The sequence below is a fragment of the Enterobacter sp. RHBSTW-00175 genome (assembly GCF_013927005.1).
GTDB lineage: Bacteria > Pseudomonadota > Gammaproteobacteria > Enterobacterales > Enterobacteriaceae > Enterobacter.
The window spans coordinates 3278705-3292925 of sequence record NZ_CP055930.1 but is presented as its reverse complement, the minus strand read 5'-3'; the positions used below and the strand labels follow the sequence as shown (position 1 = coordinate 3292925).

The window sequence follows — 14221 nt, the reverse complement described above, 5'->3', positions numbered from 1 at the left end:
AAGCGCTCACAATTTATGTCAACATGCCCTGGCAAAACCCTGCGGTAAAGCGTCCGATCGCGGCGAAGCGAGTCAGATCACAAAAGTCTTATCCGCGTGCTAATTGTTCAGCTAAGAGCGCCAGTGTTTTCAGCTGCCGGGCAAGTTCTTCACGATCCGCCTGCTGTGACGTACGGCGGGCGCTGGAGTGACGGGTAATAAGAGTCACCGGAAGTTGTGCTTGCCAGCATTCGTTTTTGGAAGACGCGGTCAGCAGCCACTCAACGCTGCGCTCGCCCGCCTCACGAAATGCCTGGCGAACCGTGGTCAGTGGCGGAGAAAACCAGGCGCTATCGGTTGTGTCATCAAAACCCACAACGGATATCTGCCCAGGCACAGCAATCCCTTTTTCCGCGCAGGCACGCATAACCCCTAACGCCATCTGATCGTTTGCCACCAGAATAGCCTCCGGCAGCTCCGGGCCCGATAAAAGCTGATGACCCTTTTCGTAACCGGAAGCGGCGCTCCAGTCACCGAAAACTACGCCGGCAGGTTCAAGCCCGGCTTGTGCCAGAGAAGCCAGCCACCCGGCCCGGCGGGCTCTGGCAGAGACAGAGCTTTCAGGCCCATTCAGCAGGGCAACCCGCTGATGACCCAACGAGATAAGATGTTCAGCCCCCAGCTGTGCTCCCTGGGCCGCATCAAAGACCAGGCTATTGACCTGCGCTGAGGGTGAAACATCCAAAAACAGCACCGGCACGGGTGATGCCAGTGCCTTTAGCTGTTCGGCTTCAGCATCTTCCAGCGGCACGTTCACCAGCAGCCCTTCAACACGTTGTGCCAGAAGTTCCTGAACTGCTGCCTGGCAGCGTTGTGGGTGTTCCACCATAGAAATCAGCACACTCGCCCCCTTCTCCACCGCGCGGGTTTTTACCGCAGAAGCAATTTGCGAAGGGGCATGAAGTGCCAGATCGGTCGTAATCAGACCCAGCGTCCGGGTGCGTTTACCCGCCAGCTGTTGTGCGCCGCGATTGGGAACATAGTTCAGTTCCGCCATGGCTTGCTGCACCTTTTCCCGCGTGCGGGCGGAGACATGCTCCGCATCATTAATCACGCGGGAAACGGTCTGATAAGAAACCCCTGCGAGGAGGGCTACGTCATAAAGAGTGATAGCTTTCATGCATTTTGACATCGCGACAAGAGATGCCGCTATTCTGGCACGGCCACGCCGTTAATACTTGTGAGCGCTTCGCATAATTAAACAACTTGCTCAGGCTGAGGTATCTTTTGCACTTGCGGCTTCTGGCGAAACCAGGGCAAGCAGATCTGGATCAGCGGGCCAATGGTTAATGCATACAGCACCGTACCGACACCGAACGACCCGCCAAGCATGATGCCAATCAGCAACACCGCTACCTCGATGGACGTACGCACACTGCGGATAGACCAACCCAGTCGGGCATGAATGCCTGTCATCAGGCCATCGCGTGGGCCTGGCCCAAAACCGGCACCAATATACATACCTGTCGCTATCGCATTAACTATAATGCCCGCCACCAGCAGAGCAATTCGCAGGGGCAGTGAGGTCAGCTCAGGGATCAGCGCCATCGTGGCATCGGCAGCCAGGCCAATACAAATGACGTTACTTATCGTGCCAAGCCCAGGCCACTGGCGCAGCGGAACCCATAGCAGCAGCACCGCAGCGCCGATTAAAATAATCACCGTGCCAATGCTCAACCCCAACTGAATTGCCACCCCAAGATGAAATACGTCCCACGGATCGACACCCAGATCGGAACGAATAAACATTGCGGTTGAAAGGCCATACAGCCCTAATCCGACATAAAGTTGTACCAGACGACGTAACATTTTTATCTTCCCCGAAGAACCAGACTTTCATCTTCGGCGAAAATGGTCTTATGATTAATGTCCAGTTTTCAAATAGTGGACTGCATATGTCATCTCGTCGTTTTGGTAGTCAGTCACTGGTACGCTTGTTAGGCCACTGGCAGCAAACCACATCCCGTACACCGCTCTGGCGACAGCTGGCAGATGCCTTACGCCTGCTCATTCTTGATGGTCGACTGGCGCTCAACACCCGTTTACCGGGCGAGCGTGAACTGGCCTCTGCGCTGGACGTCAGCCGTACAACCATCAGCAGCGCATTAGCCCGCCTGCGGGACGAAGGCTATCTGGAGAGCCGTCATGGCAGTGGATCACGGGTGATCCTGCCTGATTCCCGGGCTGTACCCACCCTCTCAGCGGCAAGCGTAGCACTGGATCTTTCCACTGCGGCACTCAACGCCGGGCCGGAAATTCACCAGGCCTATACGTACGCGCTATCTGCCATTACGCAGTATCTCTCGCTAACGGGTTACGATCAGTCCGGATTGCTGGCCCTGCGGGAAGCCATTGCCGCACGCTATACCGCACGCGGGCTGGCAACCCGTGCAGACGAAGTGATGGTCGTCAACGGTGCGGTCAGTGCCTTTGCGCTGGTGTTACGCATGATGACTGGCCCCGGCGACCGCGTCGTGGTTGATCATCCAACCTACCCGCTGGCCATCGCCGCTATCCAGGGGGCACTTTGCCGGCCGGTAGGCGTCTCCCTGCCACAAACGGGCTGGGATACCGACGGTTTTGCCGCAACGCTTGCACAAACCGCGCCACGACTGGCTTACCTGATGCCGGACTTCCATAACCCGACAGGGCGCTGTATGGACATCCCGACCCGCAAAGCCATTACCGACATTGCCGCACAGACCCGCACCACGCTGGTGGTTGATGAAACCATGGTGGATCTCTGGTTTGATTCTCCACCTCCCCCGCCGCTGGCATCATTTAACCCAGAGGCAACGGTCATCACCCTGGGCTCGGCAGGAAAAAGTTTTTGGGGGGGCCTGCGTCTGGGCTGGATCCGCGCGTCTTCGCGGACCATTGCCACTCTCGCCCAGACGCGCGATACCCTGGATTTAGGTTCACCGGTGCTGGAACAACTGGCAACCCAGTGGCTTATCGAAAACAGCGACACGTTTTTGCCGGCCCGGCGGCAAATGCTGGCCGAACGCCGCAAGCGGTGCAGTGAATTGCTGCGCGAGCATTTCCCGGAATGGACTTTCCACGAGGCGGAAGGCGGGCTTTCTTACTGGGTGGAGCTACCAGGAATGCAGGCAACACAGCTTGCCGCGCGGGCAGAAACACTGGGGATCAATCTGGGTACCGGAACACGCTTTGGCCTGTCGGGGGCGTTTGACCGCTATTTACGAATGCCCTTTACGCTTGACCCGGCAGAGCTTGAGAGCGCGCTGATGAGAATCAAGCCGCTGTGGACGGCATTGAATAAAACCGCGGCCCCTGCCATAAAAAGGAGCATTGTTTAATGTGATGAGGATTAAATCTGGGGTTGAAATTTACGCTGGTTACATAATAACCCGTGATTATTATCACAGATAATTTCACAGCAAAATTAAGAATAAAAACTGCTGACTGAAATGATTGCAGTCAGCAGTTTTCACAGAATGGTACTTAGTGCTGAGGAGGAATAGGGAAACCCTTAAGAGAAATAACGAAGTTTTCTCCTTCTTTCTTTATTTTTGCGCCGGTATCACACCAGTCAGACGCAATTCGAAAGAACTCATCACTACCTACATTCCAGCCAAGACGTACATGCTTCACATAGCCTGAACGCAACAAATCACAGGCCTCTTTGTAGTCATTGGCGGTTGACAGTTGTTGTTTCATTTTCTCTTCTTCAGAAGTTTACGTAGAGCCTTGATTTCTTTAGGAGTAAAAGGAGTTACACTCTCTTCTTCCGTATGCTGATTATCAATATCCTCTTCCGATACTCCCACCTCTTCTACCGCTTCAAATGCCAGCTGTAGCAGTTTCTCTGTGGTCACGCTTAAATTTTCATTATTCACTTCTGCGTAGTGGCGAAGTCTTTCTTTTAGCGCTTCATCAATCTTAACGTTTAATACCGCAGTAGCCATGATTGTTTCATCCCTTCGGAATAAGTCCTTTATTTAATACACGAAATTAACAATGTAATCCAGATTTATATTTTTTACTTATGACAGAAAAAATTCACCCAAATATAAAATGACAGTCTATTATTACATGTTTATGACAATAATATTTCAGTTGGATGAATGATATATTACATATTGAATTAAATGTCTTTTATTCCTGTGGAATAAATCAGCAAGCACAAAGATTGGGGAACGAAAGAGGTGCGGTAAAATCTGGGGAGAGCACAAATGGGTGGGGGCCCTGCCAGCTACATCCCGGCACACACGTCGTCTGCCCTGGCTGCTTCCTTCCGGACCTGACCTGGTGAACAGAGTAGCGTTGCGGGAGAACCAACAGAGCCCCCATTGAGAGCGTTGTTAACCAACGCGCTGGCGCATTATCCCTGTGCTGTCCGGCAATTGCAAGCCGCTGGCATTCGGATGACGGTTTATTGCACAACCGAGGCATAACTTAAGACCTGATAACGGCCTGCACAGCCTGATAAGTACAGATTGCGAGCCCCTTCGCAGTAAATTCACTCACCCATGCCACACTGTTCGAATGCGTTTCATTCCTGCAGGGCACATCCATGATTAGCACATTACCCCAGACACTGACGCTCGTTATGCCCGCCATCGATGGCGTAACCCTTCACCACAAAGGGCTGAATTACCTGCGTCCTGAATTGCTGCTGGATTTCGTGACCATCAGTGAACAGCCGATGCTTTTTGTCACGCCTGTTGCCGTGCTCTATTCCACTGTCGGCGTGGTGCGTTGCGTCAATCTGCGCAGAATTCCTGTCGCCGTTTCCGGACGGGTGATTTATCCAATCTGTTCACAGGCCCTGCCCGACCTGCGTGCCAAACTCATCATCAATACCCAGGCAAGAAAACTGAAGTTTCTGGAAAGTCTGGTGGCAATGCGTGAACAGCCCGCTGCCAGCAGTACAAAAGTGATCGGCCTGGCACTGGAATTCACCGTCCAGCAGCCCTCCTGAGCAACAGTCATTGCGCCTTCACAATCCGCCGGGGGTCGCTTATTCTGTGGTTTTTCTTGTCTGGTAAACACAATGGACGCTTTCGATTCGATTCCCGAACCGTTACCTGACTCATTCCCTGTCAGGGTCTGGCAGATTATCGCCTCAATTCCCGAAGGCTATGTAACGACTTATGGCGATGTCGCCCGGCTGGCAGGCTCACCCCGCGCGGCACGTCAGGTAGGCGGCGTATTAAAACGTTTACCGGAAGGCAGCACACTGCCCTGGCATCGGGTGGTTAATCGTCACGGGACAATCTCACTGACGGGCCCGGATTTACAGCGCCAGCGACAGGCATTGCTCGCTGAAGGCGTACAGGTGTCGGGGGGCGGGAAAATCGATTTACAGAAATATCGCTGGGTGTACTAAAACAGCTGCCCTCTTCACCGGGAAGAGGGCATAGGTCATTACTGCTGGATTAAGGCAGGTGGTTCAGCCGCAACAGGTGGTTGTGCTGAAACAGGAACTTCGGTCTGCTGCACCGCAACCAGATTCAGATCGGCTTTTGTCCCACCGTGGTTAATCACTTCCTGAACCGTATCAGTGATAAACATCAGCTTACCGTTAACGGTGACTGCTGCACTCAGCAATATCCGCGCATTAGGCTGGATGTCAGCCGGGTTGTATGGCAACACGAAGCTGAACGGAGCCTGTTTACCGATGGTACGCACCGCTCTTTGCGACAGCACTTTGGCAGGTGCATCAGCCAGGGAGGCATCCGAAAGGGTGACCGTTAACACAGCGTCTGGCGGTAAAGCCACTTTCTGACGGATCCATACCGTACCAGAAACGTTAGGCTGCTGAGTAGTCTGCTGCGAAAGCGTGTCAACAGTATTTGGATCCGGCGCTGGCGCCTGGGTACTGGCGTGCTTACCTGCGCAGGCAGTCAGTGCCACCGCTATCGCTAAACCACTTACTATGTGCACGAGTTTCATTGAAGTCTCCTTATCATCAATGCACCAGCGGGATCGATCCCACCCGATGTCGTTAACATTTATATAACGTAACAAGTGTGGCACAAATCACTGATTAATGCCTGATTTCAGGCCGATATTCAGATTATTCTACCCATCGGACCACTTTCAAATCTGCGTTATACTCTGCTTATCTTTCGCCACGGCGTTTTATTGAGGACAACTATGAGTCAAGCACTGAACAATCTGCTGACATTACTGAACCTGGAAAAAATTGAGGAAGGACTCTTTCGTGGACAGAGCGAAGATTTGGGCTTACGCCAGGTCTTCGGCGGGCAAGTCGTTGGGCAGGCATTATATGCCGCTAAAGAGACCGTCCCGGCAGACCGTCTGGTGCACTCTTTTCACAGCTATTTCTTACGCCCTGGCGACAGCGCCAAACCGATTGTTTATGACGTTGAAGTGTTGCGTGACGGCAACAGTTTTAGTGCCCGTCGCGTGGCTGCCATTCAGAATGGCAAACCTATCTTTTACATGACGGCCTCTTTCCAGGCGCCTGAACCGGGTTATGAGCATCAAAAAGTGATGCCGCCATCCCCATCGCCGGAAGAGCTTAAATCTGAAACCGATATCGCGCGTGCGCTGGCGCACCTGCTACCACCGCAGGTGAAAGAGAAATTCCTGTGCGATAAGCCACTGGAGATTCGCCCCGTCGAGTTCCATAACCCGATGAAAGGCCACGTAGCTGCACCAAAACGTCAGGTGTGGATCCGCGCCAACGGCACCGTGCCGGAGGATTTCCGCGTCCATCAGTATCTGCTGGGATACGCTTCCGACTTCAACTTCCTGCCGGTTGCCCTGCAACCACACGGCGTTGGGTTCCTGGAAAAAGGGATGCAGGTTGCGACAATTGACCACTCCATGTGGTTCCACCGCCCGTTCGATATGAATGACTGGTTGCTCTATAGCGTGGAAAGTACGTCGGCGTCCAGCGCTCGCGGGTTTGTACGCGGCGAGTTTTATACTCAGGATGGTGTTCTGGTGGCATCAACGGTGCAGGAAGGGGTAATGCGTAATCGCGGGTAATTTTGTGCGGCCTGATGCCCTCTCCCACCGGGAGAGGGCATCAACATTAAAAACGGCAACCTGAGGTTGCCGTTTTGCTGTTTATTAAGCGTTATACGCATTCTCGCCGTGGCTGTTGACGTCCAGACCTTCGCGCTCCTGCTCTTCTGGTACACGCAGACCGACGGTCATGTCAGCCAGTTTGTAGCCGATAAAGGCCACAACGGCAGACCAGACAACAGTGATGGCAATACTTTCCAGCTGTACCAGCACCTGGTGAACCATGGTGACGCCTTCTGCGTAACCCACTCCACCCAGAGATTTCGCCGCGAAGATACCGGTCATGATACAACCGATGATACCACACACGCCGTGCACACCGAACACATCGCAAGGGTCATCAACACGCAGAACACGTTTCAGCGCAGTCACGCCCCACAGGCCAGCCAGACCAGCAACCAGACCAATAAGCAGCGCGCCACCTACACCCACATAACCACACGCAGGGGTGATACCAACCAGACCGGCGATCGCACCAGAACATGCACCCAGCAGAGAAGGTTTACCGCGAACGGCCCACTCACCAAATACCCAGGAGAGGATTGCACCCGCCGTGGCAATAACGGTATTCACGAAGGCCAGCGCAGCGATTTCGTTCGCAGCACTTGCTGAACCGGCGTTGAAACCGAACCAGCCAAAGTAGAGGATAGCCGTACCGGTAAACACCATTGGCAGGTTGTGTGGCTTGAAGGCTTCTTTGCCAAAGCCCACACGTTTGCCAATCAGGTATGCACCGACAAGACCTGCAACAGCGGCGTTAATGTGCACAACAGTACCGCCCGCGAAGTCCAGTGCACCATGAGTCGCCAGCAGACCACCGCCCCATACCATATGCGCAATCGGCACGTAGGAGAGCGTCAGCCAGACAACCACGAAAATCAGTACCGCAGAGAAGCGAATACGCTCAGCCAGCGCACCAACAATCAGGCCTACGGTGATACAGGCGAACGAGCCCTGGAAAGCAACATGGATGTACTGATAGAAACTACCCATCAGCGCGGTCAGTTCGATATTTTTCAGCATCACCCAGTTGAGGTTGCCGAAGAAGGCGTTGCCTTCGCCGAAGGCCAGCGAGTAACCGTAGACCACCCACAGCACACACACCAGTGCGAACGTCACAGCAACCTGCGTCAGCATGGAGAGGACGTTTTTACCGCGGATCAGGCCGCCGTAGAACAGCGCAATGCCTGGGATAGTCATGAACAGCACCAGCGCGGTGCAGATCATCATAAAGGCATTATCGGCTTTGTCTGCCACCGCAGGGGCAGCCAGTGCCAGGCCTGGCAGCAGTGCCAGCGAACCCAGACCCGTTTTGATTGTTGCTATCTTCATTTTCTCGATCCCTATCACTGTGTGCCAGGAGTTACTTACAATGCCGCTTCGTCGGATTCGCCCGTACGGATACGAATCACGCGCTGCAACTCGGCAACGAAAATTTTGCCGTCGCCAATCTTGCCGGTGTAGGCCGCTTTGCTAATGACATCAATCACTTCATCAAGCTGATCGTCAGCAATTGCGACATCAATCTTCACTTTAGGCAGGAAGTTAACGCTGTATTCCGCCCCACGATAAAGCTCGGCATGACCTTTCTGACGACCAAAGCCTTTCACTTCGGTGACAGTCAGTCCCTGAATACCCATGGAAGACAATGCTTCACGAACGTCTTCAAGTTTGAATGGTTTGATTACAACTGTAACCAGCTTCATAAATCCCCTCCAGTCAGAATTCGGTAATGGCCGCTGCTAACACGCAGGAGATATTGCAAGGGATGTGCCAGAATTGAAAAAAGGGGGAAAAAGCGGTGCAATGAGCGCGGCAAGGCATTCGGTGATGAAGTGGCGAAAAAAAACGCACCATAACAGTGCATAATGCGTTTCAGTGTTGCACCAACAGTTGAGAGTGTTAGCGCGTTGCCTGATTTTGGTGCATCAGGCGCTGAGTGATTCCTCTTCGCGCGCACTGGCAGCCAGCTCTTCTCCCGCCAGTTGCAACTGGTACATCTGCCAGTAACGCCCTTTCGCCTCTAACAGCTGACGATGCGTCCCGCGCTCGACGGCCTGGCCGCGATGCAGCACCAGAATAGTATCGGCATCAACAATCGTTGACAGGCGGTGAGCGATAACGACAAGCGTTGTATGATCGCGCACGGCCGCCAGCGCCTGCTGGATAGCCTGCTCAGTACCGGAGTCAATACTGGCAGTTGCCTCATCCAGAATAAGCACCTGCGGCGTTTCAATAAGCACCCGCGCCAGCGCCAGCAGCTGTTTTTGCCCAACCGAGAGATTATTTCCCTGCTCGCCCAGCCGGGTGTCGATACCCTCGGGCAGACCGCGTGCCAGCTCTGCCAGCTGCACGGTTTCCAGCACCGCCCACACCTGCTCATGCGTATAAGGCCTGCCCAGCGTGACGTTGGCATAGAAAGTATCCGCCAGCACCACCGGGTCTTGCTGCACCATTGCCACCCCTTTACGCAGGACATTGTGGCTCAGGGAAGACAGTGGACGCCCGTCCAGGCGGATCTCCCCTTTCGTGAGCGGGTAATACCCCATCAGCAAGCTGGCGAGCGTACTCTTACCGCTACCGGTGTGCCCCACCAGCGCCACAAAGCCACGCGACGGGACATCCAGGCTAACGTCCTGGAGGACAAGCCGGTCATCACGATAAGCAAACGAGACATTATCAAAGGTAATAGCACCGCTTTGCAGACTACGGTCATCATCACCGTAGGTCTGACGTGGCCTGTCCATTAGCTCAAAGACGCGCTCTCCCGCAACCACGGCCTGTTGCAGCATGGATTGCTGAGTGGTGAGCTCAATCAGCGGTTCATTCAGACGCCCAAGATAACTAATAAAGGCATACAATACGCCCACTTCAATGGTGCCGCCCGACGTCAGACCAAACAGCATCAGTAAGCCGCAAAGCACCAGCGTAGAGAAAAGACTCAGCAACGGACGCAACAGGAAGCCATCCAGGCGAAGCGTCTGCATTCTCGCCATGTAATGTGAACGACTGGCTTCCCCCATTCGCTCGCCAAAACGTGCCTGCTGGCGGAACTGCTGGATGACGCTCATACCGTTGATCACTTCGTTAAAGCCATCGTTGATATCGGCCAGATAAGCGCGCACGCGGCGAACAATCGGCGTGCTGTAACGTTGATAGATAACCATCACAATCAGGACTGCCGGGAAGATGGTGATCGCCACCAGCGCCATGCGCCAGTCAAGGCTAAACATCGCCACCAGCATCGCACCAATCAACGCCGCACTGCGTAATACCGTTGCCACAACGGTGACATACAGATCCCGGATAACCTCCGTATCGTTGGTCACACGCGAGATAACTTGCCCGACAGGCTGAGTATCAAATTCACTCAGCGGCTGGCGCAGCGCCGCATCCATCACATCCGTGCGCAGCTGCTGCACGACGCCAACGGCTGCCCGGTTAAACAGCAACGACTGCGCATAGTGCAGCCCGGCGGCCGTCAGCTGTAACCCAACGTAGGCAATACCTAACCCCGCCACCAGCCCCAGCGGCAGATAGCGTTTCGCCACCATATTGTCGATGAAATAGCTAATCAGCAGCGGACCACTCACCTCAGCAATCGCCGCAATCCAGAGCAGAAGCACGGCAATCGACAGCGGTTTTCGCCACACAGAGCCATAGGAAAGCAGACGTTTTAAGGTCGGCCACATCGTTCCCAGCTTACGCATTGGCGGTCTCCTCATCCTGCTCTGGAGCATCATCGAGCGCCGCTTCAAGCTGCTGATAACGGTACATATCGCGATACCAGCCGGGTTGTTCTGTAAGCTGGTCATGTTGCCCACGCTGAGCAATGTGCCCGTGCTGCATCACCAGAATTTCACTGGCTTCGGTCAATGCCGACAAGCGGTGCGCACTGATAATCACCGTGCGCCCTTCGCCCCACTGTCGCAGGTTGTGCAGGATCTGATATTCAGTGCGGCCATCCACCGCAGAAAGTGCGTCATCCAGGATCAGGATTTCGGCGTTCAGCAGCAGCGCGCGGGCAATCGAAATACGCTGTTTTTGCCCACCAGAAAGCATCACACCACGTTCGCCCACCTCGGTGTCATAGCCCTGCGGCAGACGCAAAATATCGTCATGAACGCTGGCAAGACGCGCGACATGTTCAATCTCTTCCTGCGTCGCCGTTGGGTGGCCAAGAGCAATGTTATTCGCAACGGTGTCAGAGAATAAAAACGGCGTCTGGCTGACCACCGCCAGACGGCTGCGCCAGTCGTCCAGCAGAAGGCGTGTCAGCGGGATATTGTGAAAGCGAATATCACCCTGAGTAACATCAAAGTGACGCTGGATAAGCGAAAGCAGAGTGCTTTTACCGGAACCCGTCGGGCCGCAAATACCCAGCATCTGGCCCGATTGCAGCGTGAAATTGACGTTTTCAAGCACCGGATGTTCCGTTTGCGGGTAAACAAACGAACCGATATCCGCTTTCATTACCCCACGTCCTTCCGGCACCGTTTCACTGCCGTCGTTAACCACTGGCGCTTCGGCCAGCATGGCGCGAATACGGCTGTAGGCAGCACTGCCGCGCTCAACAATATTAAACATCCAGGCCAGCGCCAGCATTGGCCAAATCATCAGCCCCAGATACATCGCGAAACTGGTTAACTGGCCAAGCGTCATCATGTCGTGTACCACCATCCAGCTACCGCCGCCGATAGCCAGCAGGTTCGCCATACCGATAGCGATATAAATCGTCGGATCAAAACGCGCATCAATCCGCGCCACCCGCATGTTTTTCGCCCCGGTATCCGCCGCATCGGCAGCAAACAGCGCAGATTGTCTGTCCTCCAGACCAAAGGCTTTGATCATGCGGATACTGGTCATGCTCTCCTGAGTGCGGTCGTTGAGTGACGAAAACGCCGCCTGCGCCAGTTTGAAACGCTCATGTAGTTTTTCGCCGTAGCGATTGATCGCCAGCGCCATCAGCGGCATTGGCAGCAGGGCCAGCAGCGTCAGTTGCCAGCTGATTTGGGTCGACATCACAATCAGCACCGCGCACCCCATCACCAGCGAGTCCACCAGCGTTAACACCCCTTCCCCGGCGGCAAACACCACGCGGTCAACGTCGTTGGTAGCACGGGCAATTAAATCACCAGTGCGGTGACGCAGGTAAAACTCGGGATGCTGGCGGCTCAGTTGGCGGTAAAAGTCTTCGCGCAGCTCAACGGCAAGCTGATAAGACGCCCCGAATAACAAGACACGCCAGACGTAGCGCAGCAGGTAGACAATCACCGCAGTCAGCACCAGCGTGCCAATCCACATCAACACCCGTGCGGTGGTGTAATGCTGTTCGGTGACGCCATCCACCACATATCCCACCACCTTTGGCGGGATAAGTTGCAGAATGGCAATGATAATAAGCAGGCAGACTGCACCGAGATAGCGTTGCCACTCCCGACGAAAGTACCAGCTTAGTTGGGCAAATAATCGCACGCGGTATTTTCCTGAAGGTATTTTTCCGGCCTGGCCGGGAAGTTATTCAATTTATTCAATGGGTAATGCTGTGGTGTGTTTTATTTGTTCCATCGCGAAGCTCGATGTGACGTCCGACAAGCCCGGTACACTGTTGACCAGTCGCTTGTAAAAATCATCATACCGCTTCATATCGGCCACCTGGACGCGCATCAGATAATCATATTCCCCTGCCATACGCCAGAATCCAAGAACCTCCGGCATTTCAGAGACCTGGGTGACAAAGCGGCAATACCATTCGCTACTGTGATGCTGCGTTTTTATCAGGACAAATGCGGTCAGTCCAAGCCCCAATTTTTCAGGATCTAAAAGTGCAACACGCCCGAGCAAAATGCCGTCATCTTCCAGCTTTTTGAGGCGCTTCCAGCACGGTGTGGTGGTCAGATTAACGGCATCTGCCAGCGCCTGCAAAGAGAGGGTGCAGTCGGTTTGCAACAATGAAAGAAGCTTGCGGTCAATTTTATCTAGCATACCCACCTCGCAGAGAAAATTTTTCTCCCTTCATTCTATTTTAAAGGTCAGATAGCAACAATTTTTTCTGTGCTTTTCGCTATGCTGGGCACAAAATGACAAACGGATACACACGATGAATAGCACCTGGGTTAAACATGCCATCAGCGAAATCAATGCCGACTATCAGCGCTCGGCAGATACCCATTTAATCCGCCTCTCTCTGCCAGGATTTGCGGGCATTCAACTCTACCTGAAAGATGAAAGCACCCATCCTACCGGTAGCCTGAAACATCGCCTGGCCCGCTCGCTATTCTTATACGGTTTGTGTAACGGCTGGATTAAAGAAGGCACCACGATCATTGAATCGTCGTCCGGCTCCACCGCGGTATCCGAAGCCTATTTTGCCCGGCTGTTAGGCCTGCCGTTTATCGCCGTGATGCCCTACTGCACGGCCAAACGCAAAATCGAGCAGATTGAGTTTTACGGCGGGCGCTGCCACTTTGTCGAAAGCGCCTGCGAAATTTACGCCGCCTCTGAAATGCTGGCTCGCGAGTTAAATGGTCATTATATGGATCAATTCACCTTTGCCGAGCGGGCGACGGACTGGCGCGGGAATAACAACATCGCGGACAGCATCTTCCGCCAGATGACGCACGAACCTCATCCCGTTCCCGCATACGTTGTGATGAGCGCAGGCACGGGCGGGACGTCAGCCACCATTGGCCGTTACATTCGTTGCCAGGGTTATGACACACAACTGATGGTGGTTGACCCGCAGAACTCCGTGTTCCTCGACTACTGGCAAACCCGCGATGTCGCCCTGCGTAGCCCGGTGGGGAGCAAAATTGAAGGCATTGGCCGCCCGCGCGTTGAGCCATCGTTTATTCCTGATGTTGTGGATGAAATGCTGCGCGTACCTGATGCAGCAAGCGTTGCGACAGCACACTGGCTGGAAGCTCAGCTTGGCCGCAAGGTGGGTGCTTCTACGGGCACAAACATGTGGGGCGCGTTGCAGTTAGCCGCGCGGATGCGCGAAGAGGGTCGCACCGGCTCTATCGTTACGCTGCTGTGCGACAGCGGCGAGCGTTATCTTGATACCTATTACAACGCAGAGTGGGTGCAGGCGAATATCGGTGATATCGAACCCTGGAAAGCGCAAATCACGCAACTGCTGAAATAAAAAAAAGCCAGA

General features: G+C 54.1%; 15 protein-coding genes and 1 other RNA gene. 5 read left to right on the top strand and 11 right to left on the bottom strand.

The window, feature by feature from the left end:
• Nucleotides 1–88 precede the first annotated feature (88 nt).
• Together HV107_RS15605 and HV107_RS15600 are read right to left on the bottom strand one after the other, a co-directional pair.
• Nucleotides 89–1159 carry a LacI family DNA-binding transcriptional regulator gene (locus tag HV107_RS15605; protein WP_182059850.1) on the bottom strand — a complete coding sequence of 357 codons (1071 nt, stop codon included), beginning with the start codon at nucleotides 1157–1159 and terminating at the stop codon, nucleotides 89–91.
• A gap of 77 nt (nucleotides 1160–1236) precedes the next feature.
• Nucleotides 1237–1848: a YitT family protein gene (locus tag HV107_RS15600; protein ID WP_182059849.1), complete on the bottom strand. Its 612-nt coding sequence runs from the start codon at nucleotides 1846–1848 to the stop codon at nucleotides 1237–1239.
• Between the two features lie 86 nt (nucleotides 1849–1934).
• On the opposite strand from HV107_RS15600, the gene HV107_RS15595 reads away from it, so the two are divergent.
• A complete protein-coding gene (locus HV107_RS15595; protein WP_182059848.1) occupies nucleotides 1935–3359 on the top strand; it encodes a PLP-dependent aminotransferase family protein in 1425 nt (474 codons plus the stop codon).
• A gap of 145 nt (nucleotides 3360–3504) precedes the next feature.
• Here the strand turns inward: HV107_RS15595 and HV107_RS15590 are convergent, their stop codons facing one another.
• From HV107_RS15590 to ffs, 3 genes are all read right to left on the bottom strand, one after another.
• Entirely contained in the window at nucleotides 3505–3720 is a 216-nt protein-coding gene (locus HV107_RS15590) for a hypothetical protein (RefSeq protein WP_014069144.1), read from the bottom strand.
• Nucleotides 3717–3968, bottom strand: coding sequence for a hypothetical protein (locus HV107_RS15585; RefSeq protein ID WP_014069143.1), 252 nt, complete (start codon nucleotides 3966–3968; stop codon nucleotides 3717–3719). The genes HV107_RS15590 and HV107_RS15585 overlap by 4 nt, the downstream gene beginning before the upstream one ends.
• A gap of 278 nt (nucleotides 3969–4246) precedes the next feature.
• Nucleotides 4247–4343: signal recognition particle sRNA small type (gene ffs, locus HV107_RS15580), an RNA gene on the bottom strand.
• A 233-nt stretch (nucleotides 4344–4576) separates the two neighbouring features.
• Between ffs and HV107_RS15575 the strand changes: the two genes are divergently transcribed.
• Both HV107_RS15575 and HV107_RS15570 read left to right on the top strand, forming a co-directional pair.
• Nucleotides 4577–4984 carry a dTDP-glucose pyrophosphorylase gene (locus HV107_RS15575; RefSeq protein ID WP_182059847.1) on the top strand — a complete coding sequence of 136 codons (408 nt, stop codon included), beginning with the start codon at nucleotides 4577–4579 and terminating at the stop codon, nucleotides 4982–4984.
• A 72-nt stretch (nucleotides 4985–5056) separates the two neighbouring features.
• Nucleotides 5057–5392: an MGMT family protein gene (locus HV107_RS15570; RefSeq protein ID WP_182059846.1), complete on the top strand. Its 336-nt coding sequence runs from the start codon at nucleotides 5057–5059 to the stop codon at nucleotides 5390–5392.
• Nucleotides 5393–5430: 38 nt separating this feature from the next.
• Here the strand turns inward: HV107_RS15570 and HV107_RS15565 are convergent, their stop codons facing one another.
• A complete protein-coding gene (locus HV107_RS15565; protein ID WP_182059845.1) occupies nucleotides 5431–5958 on the bottom strand; it encodes a YbaY family lipoprotein in 528 nt (175 codons plus the stop codon).
• A 204-nt stretch (nucleotides 5959–6162) separates the two neighbouring features.
• Between HV107_RS15565 and tesB the strand changes: the two genes are divergently transcribed.
• Nucleotides 6163–7023, top strand: a complete 861-nt coding sequence (gene tesB, locus HV107_RS15560) for an acyl-CoA thioesterase II (protein ID WP_182059844.1) — start codon at nucleotides 6163–6165, stop codon at nucleotides 7021–7023.
• Between the two features lie 84 nt (nucleotides 7024–7107).
• Here tesB and amtB read toward each other — a convergent pair whose 3' ends face one another.
• From amtB to HV107_RS15535, 5 genes are all read right to left on the bottom strand, one after another.
• Nucleotides 7108–8394 (bottom strand): ammonium transporter AmtB, encoded by a 1287-nt coding sequence (amtB, locus tag HV107_RS15555; RefSeq protein WP_182059843.1) that lies wholly within the window; start codon nucleotides 8392–8394, stop codon nucleotides 7108–7110.
• 35 nt (nucleotides 8395–8429) lie between these two features.
• Nucleotides 8430–8768, bottom strand: a complete 339-nt coding sequence (glnK, locus tag HV107_RS15550) for a P-II family nitrogen regulator (RefSeq protein WP_008503304.1) — start codon at nucleotides 8766–8768, stop codon at nucleotides 8430–8432.
• A gap of 222 nt (nucleotides 8769–8990) precedes the next feature.
• Nucleotides 8991–10772, bottom strand: a complete 1782-nt coding sequence (locus HV107_RS15545; RefSeq protein WP_182059842.1) for a SmdB family multidrug efflux ABC transporter permease/ATP-binding protein — start codon at nucleotides 10770–10772, stop codon at nucleotides 8991–8993.
• On the bottom strand, nucleotides 10765–12537 hold the full coding sequence (locus HV107_RS15540) for a SmdA family multidrug ABC transporter permease/ATP-binding protein (RefSeq protein ID WP_182059841.1): 1773 nt from the start codon (nucleotides 12535–12537) through the stop codon (nucleotides 10765–10767). The genes HV107_RS15545 and HV107_RS15540 overlap by 8 nt, the downstream gene beginning before the upstream one ends.
• 51 nt (nucleotides 12538–12588) lie before the next feature.
• Nucleotides 12589–13047: an Lrp/AsnC family transcriptional regulator gene (locus tag HV107_RS15535; RefSeq protein ID WP_182059840.1), complete on the bottom strand. Its 459-nt coding sequence runs from the start codon at nucleotides 13045–13047 to the stop codon at nucleotides 12589–12591.
• 115 nt (nucleotides 13048–13162) lie between these two features.
• Here HV107_RS15535 and HV107_RS15530 point away from each other — a divergent pair, with 115 nt between their 5' ends.
• Nucleotides 13163–14209: a PLP-dependent cysteine synthase family protein gene (locus tag HV107_RS15530; RefSeq protein ID WP_182059839.1), complete on the top strand. Its 1047-nt coding sequence runs from the start codon at nucleotides 13163–13165 to the stop codon at nucleotides 14207–14209.
• Nucleotides 14210–14221 lie beyond the last annotated feature (12 nt).

Excerpts from the sequence above, each read along its gene's own strand:
- HV107_RS15565 (WP_182059845.1), bottom strand. The coding sequence starts at position 5,958 with ATGAAACTCGTGCACATAGTAAGTGGTTTAGCGATAGCGGTGGCACTG.
- HV107_RS15605 (WP_182059850.1), bottom strand. The coding sequence starts at position 1,159 with ATGAAAGCTATCACTCTTTATGACGTAGCCCTCCTCGCAGGGGTTTCT.
- glnK (WP_008503304.1), bottom strand. The coding sequence starts at position 8,768 with ATGAAGCTGGTTACAGTTGTAATCAAACCATTCAAACTTGAAGACGTT.
- HV107_RS15585 (WP_014069143.1), bottom strand. The coding sequence starts at position 3,968 with ATGGCTACTGCGGTATTAAACGTTAAGATTGATGAAGCGCTAAAAGAA.
- HV107_RS15570 (WP_182059846.1), top strand. The coding sequence starts at position 5,057 with ATGGACGCTTTCGATTCGATTCCCGAACCGTTACCTGACTCATTCCCT.
- HV107_RS15575 (WP_182059847.1), top strand. The coding sequence starts at position 4,577 with ATGATTAGCACATTACCCCAGACACTGACGCTCGTTATGCCCGCCATC.
- amtB (WP_182059843.1), bottom strand. The coding sequence starts at position 8,394 with ATGAAGATAGCAACAATCAAAACGGGTCTGGGTTCGCTGGCACTGCTG.
- HV107_RS15590 (WP_014069144.1), bottom strand. The coding sequence starts at position 3,720 with ATGAAACAACAACTGTCAACCGCCAATGACTACAAAGAGGCCTGTGAT.
- HV107_RS15545 (WP_182059842.1), bottom strand. The coding sequence starts at position 10,772 with ATGCGTAAGCTGGGAACGATGTGGCCGACCTTAAAACGTCTGCTTTCC.
- HV107_RS15600 (WP_182059849.1), bottom strand. The coding sequence starts at position 1,848 with ATGTTACGTCGTCTGGTACAACTTTATGTCGGATTAGGGCTGTATGGC.
- HV107_RS15530 (WP_182059839.1), top strand. The coding sequence starts at position 13,163 with ATGAATAGCACCTGGGTTAAACATGCCATCAGCGAAATCAATGCCGAC.
- HV107_RS15595 (WP_182059848.1), top strand. The coding sequence starts at position 1,935 with ATGTCATCTCGTCGTTTTGGTAGTCAGTCACTGGTACGCTTGTTAGGC.
- tesB (WP_182059844.1), top strand. The coding sequence starts at position 6,163 with ATGAGTCAAGCACTGAACAATCTGCTGACATTACTGAACCTGGAAAAA.
- HV107_RS15535 (WP_182059840.1), bottom strand. The coding sequence starts at position 13,047 with ATGCTAGATAAAATTGACCGCAAGCTTCTTTCATTGTTGCAAACCGAC.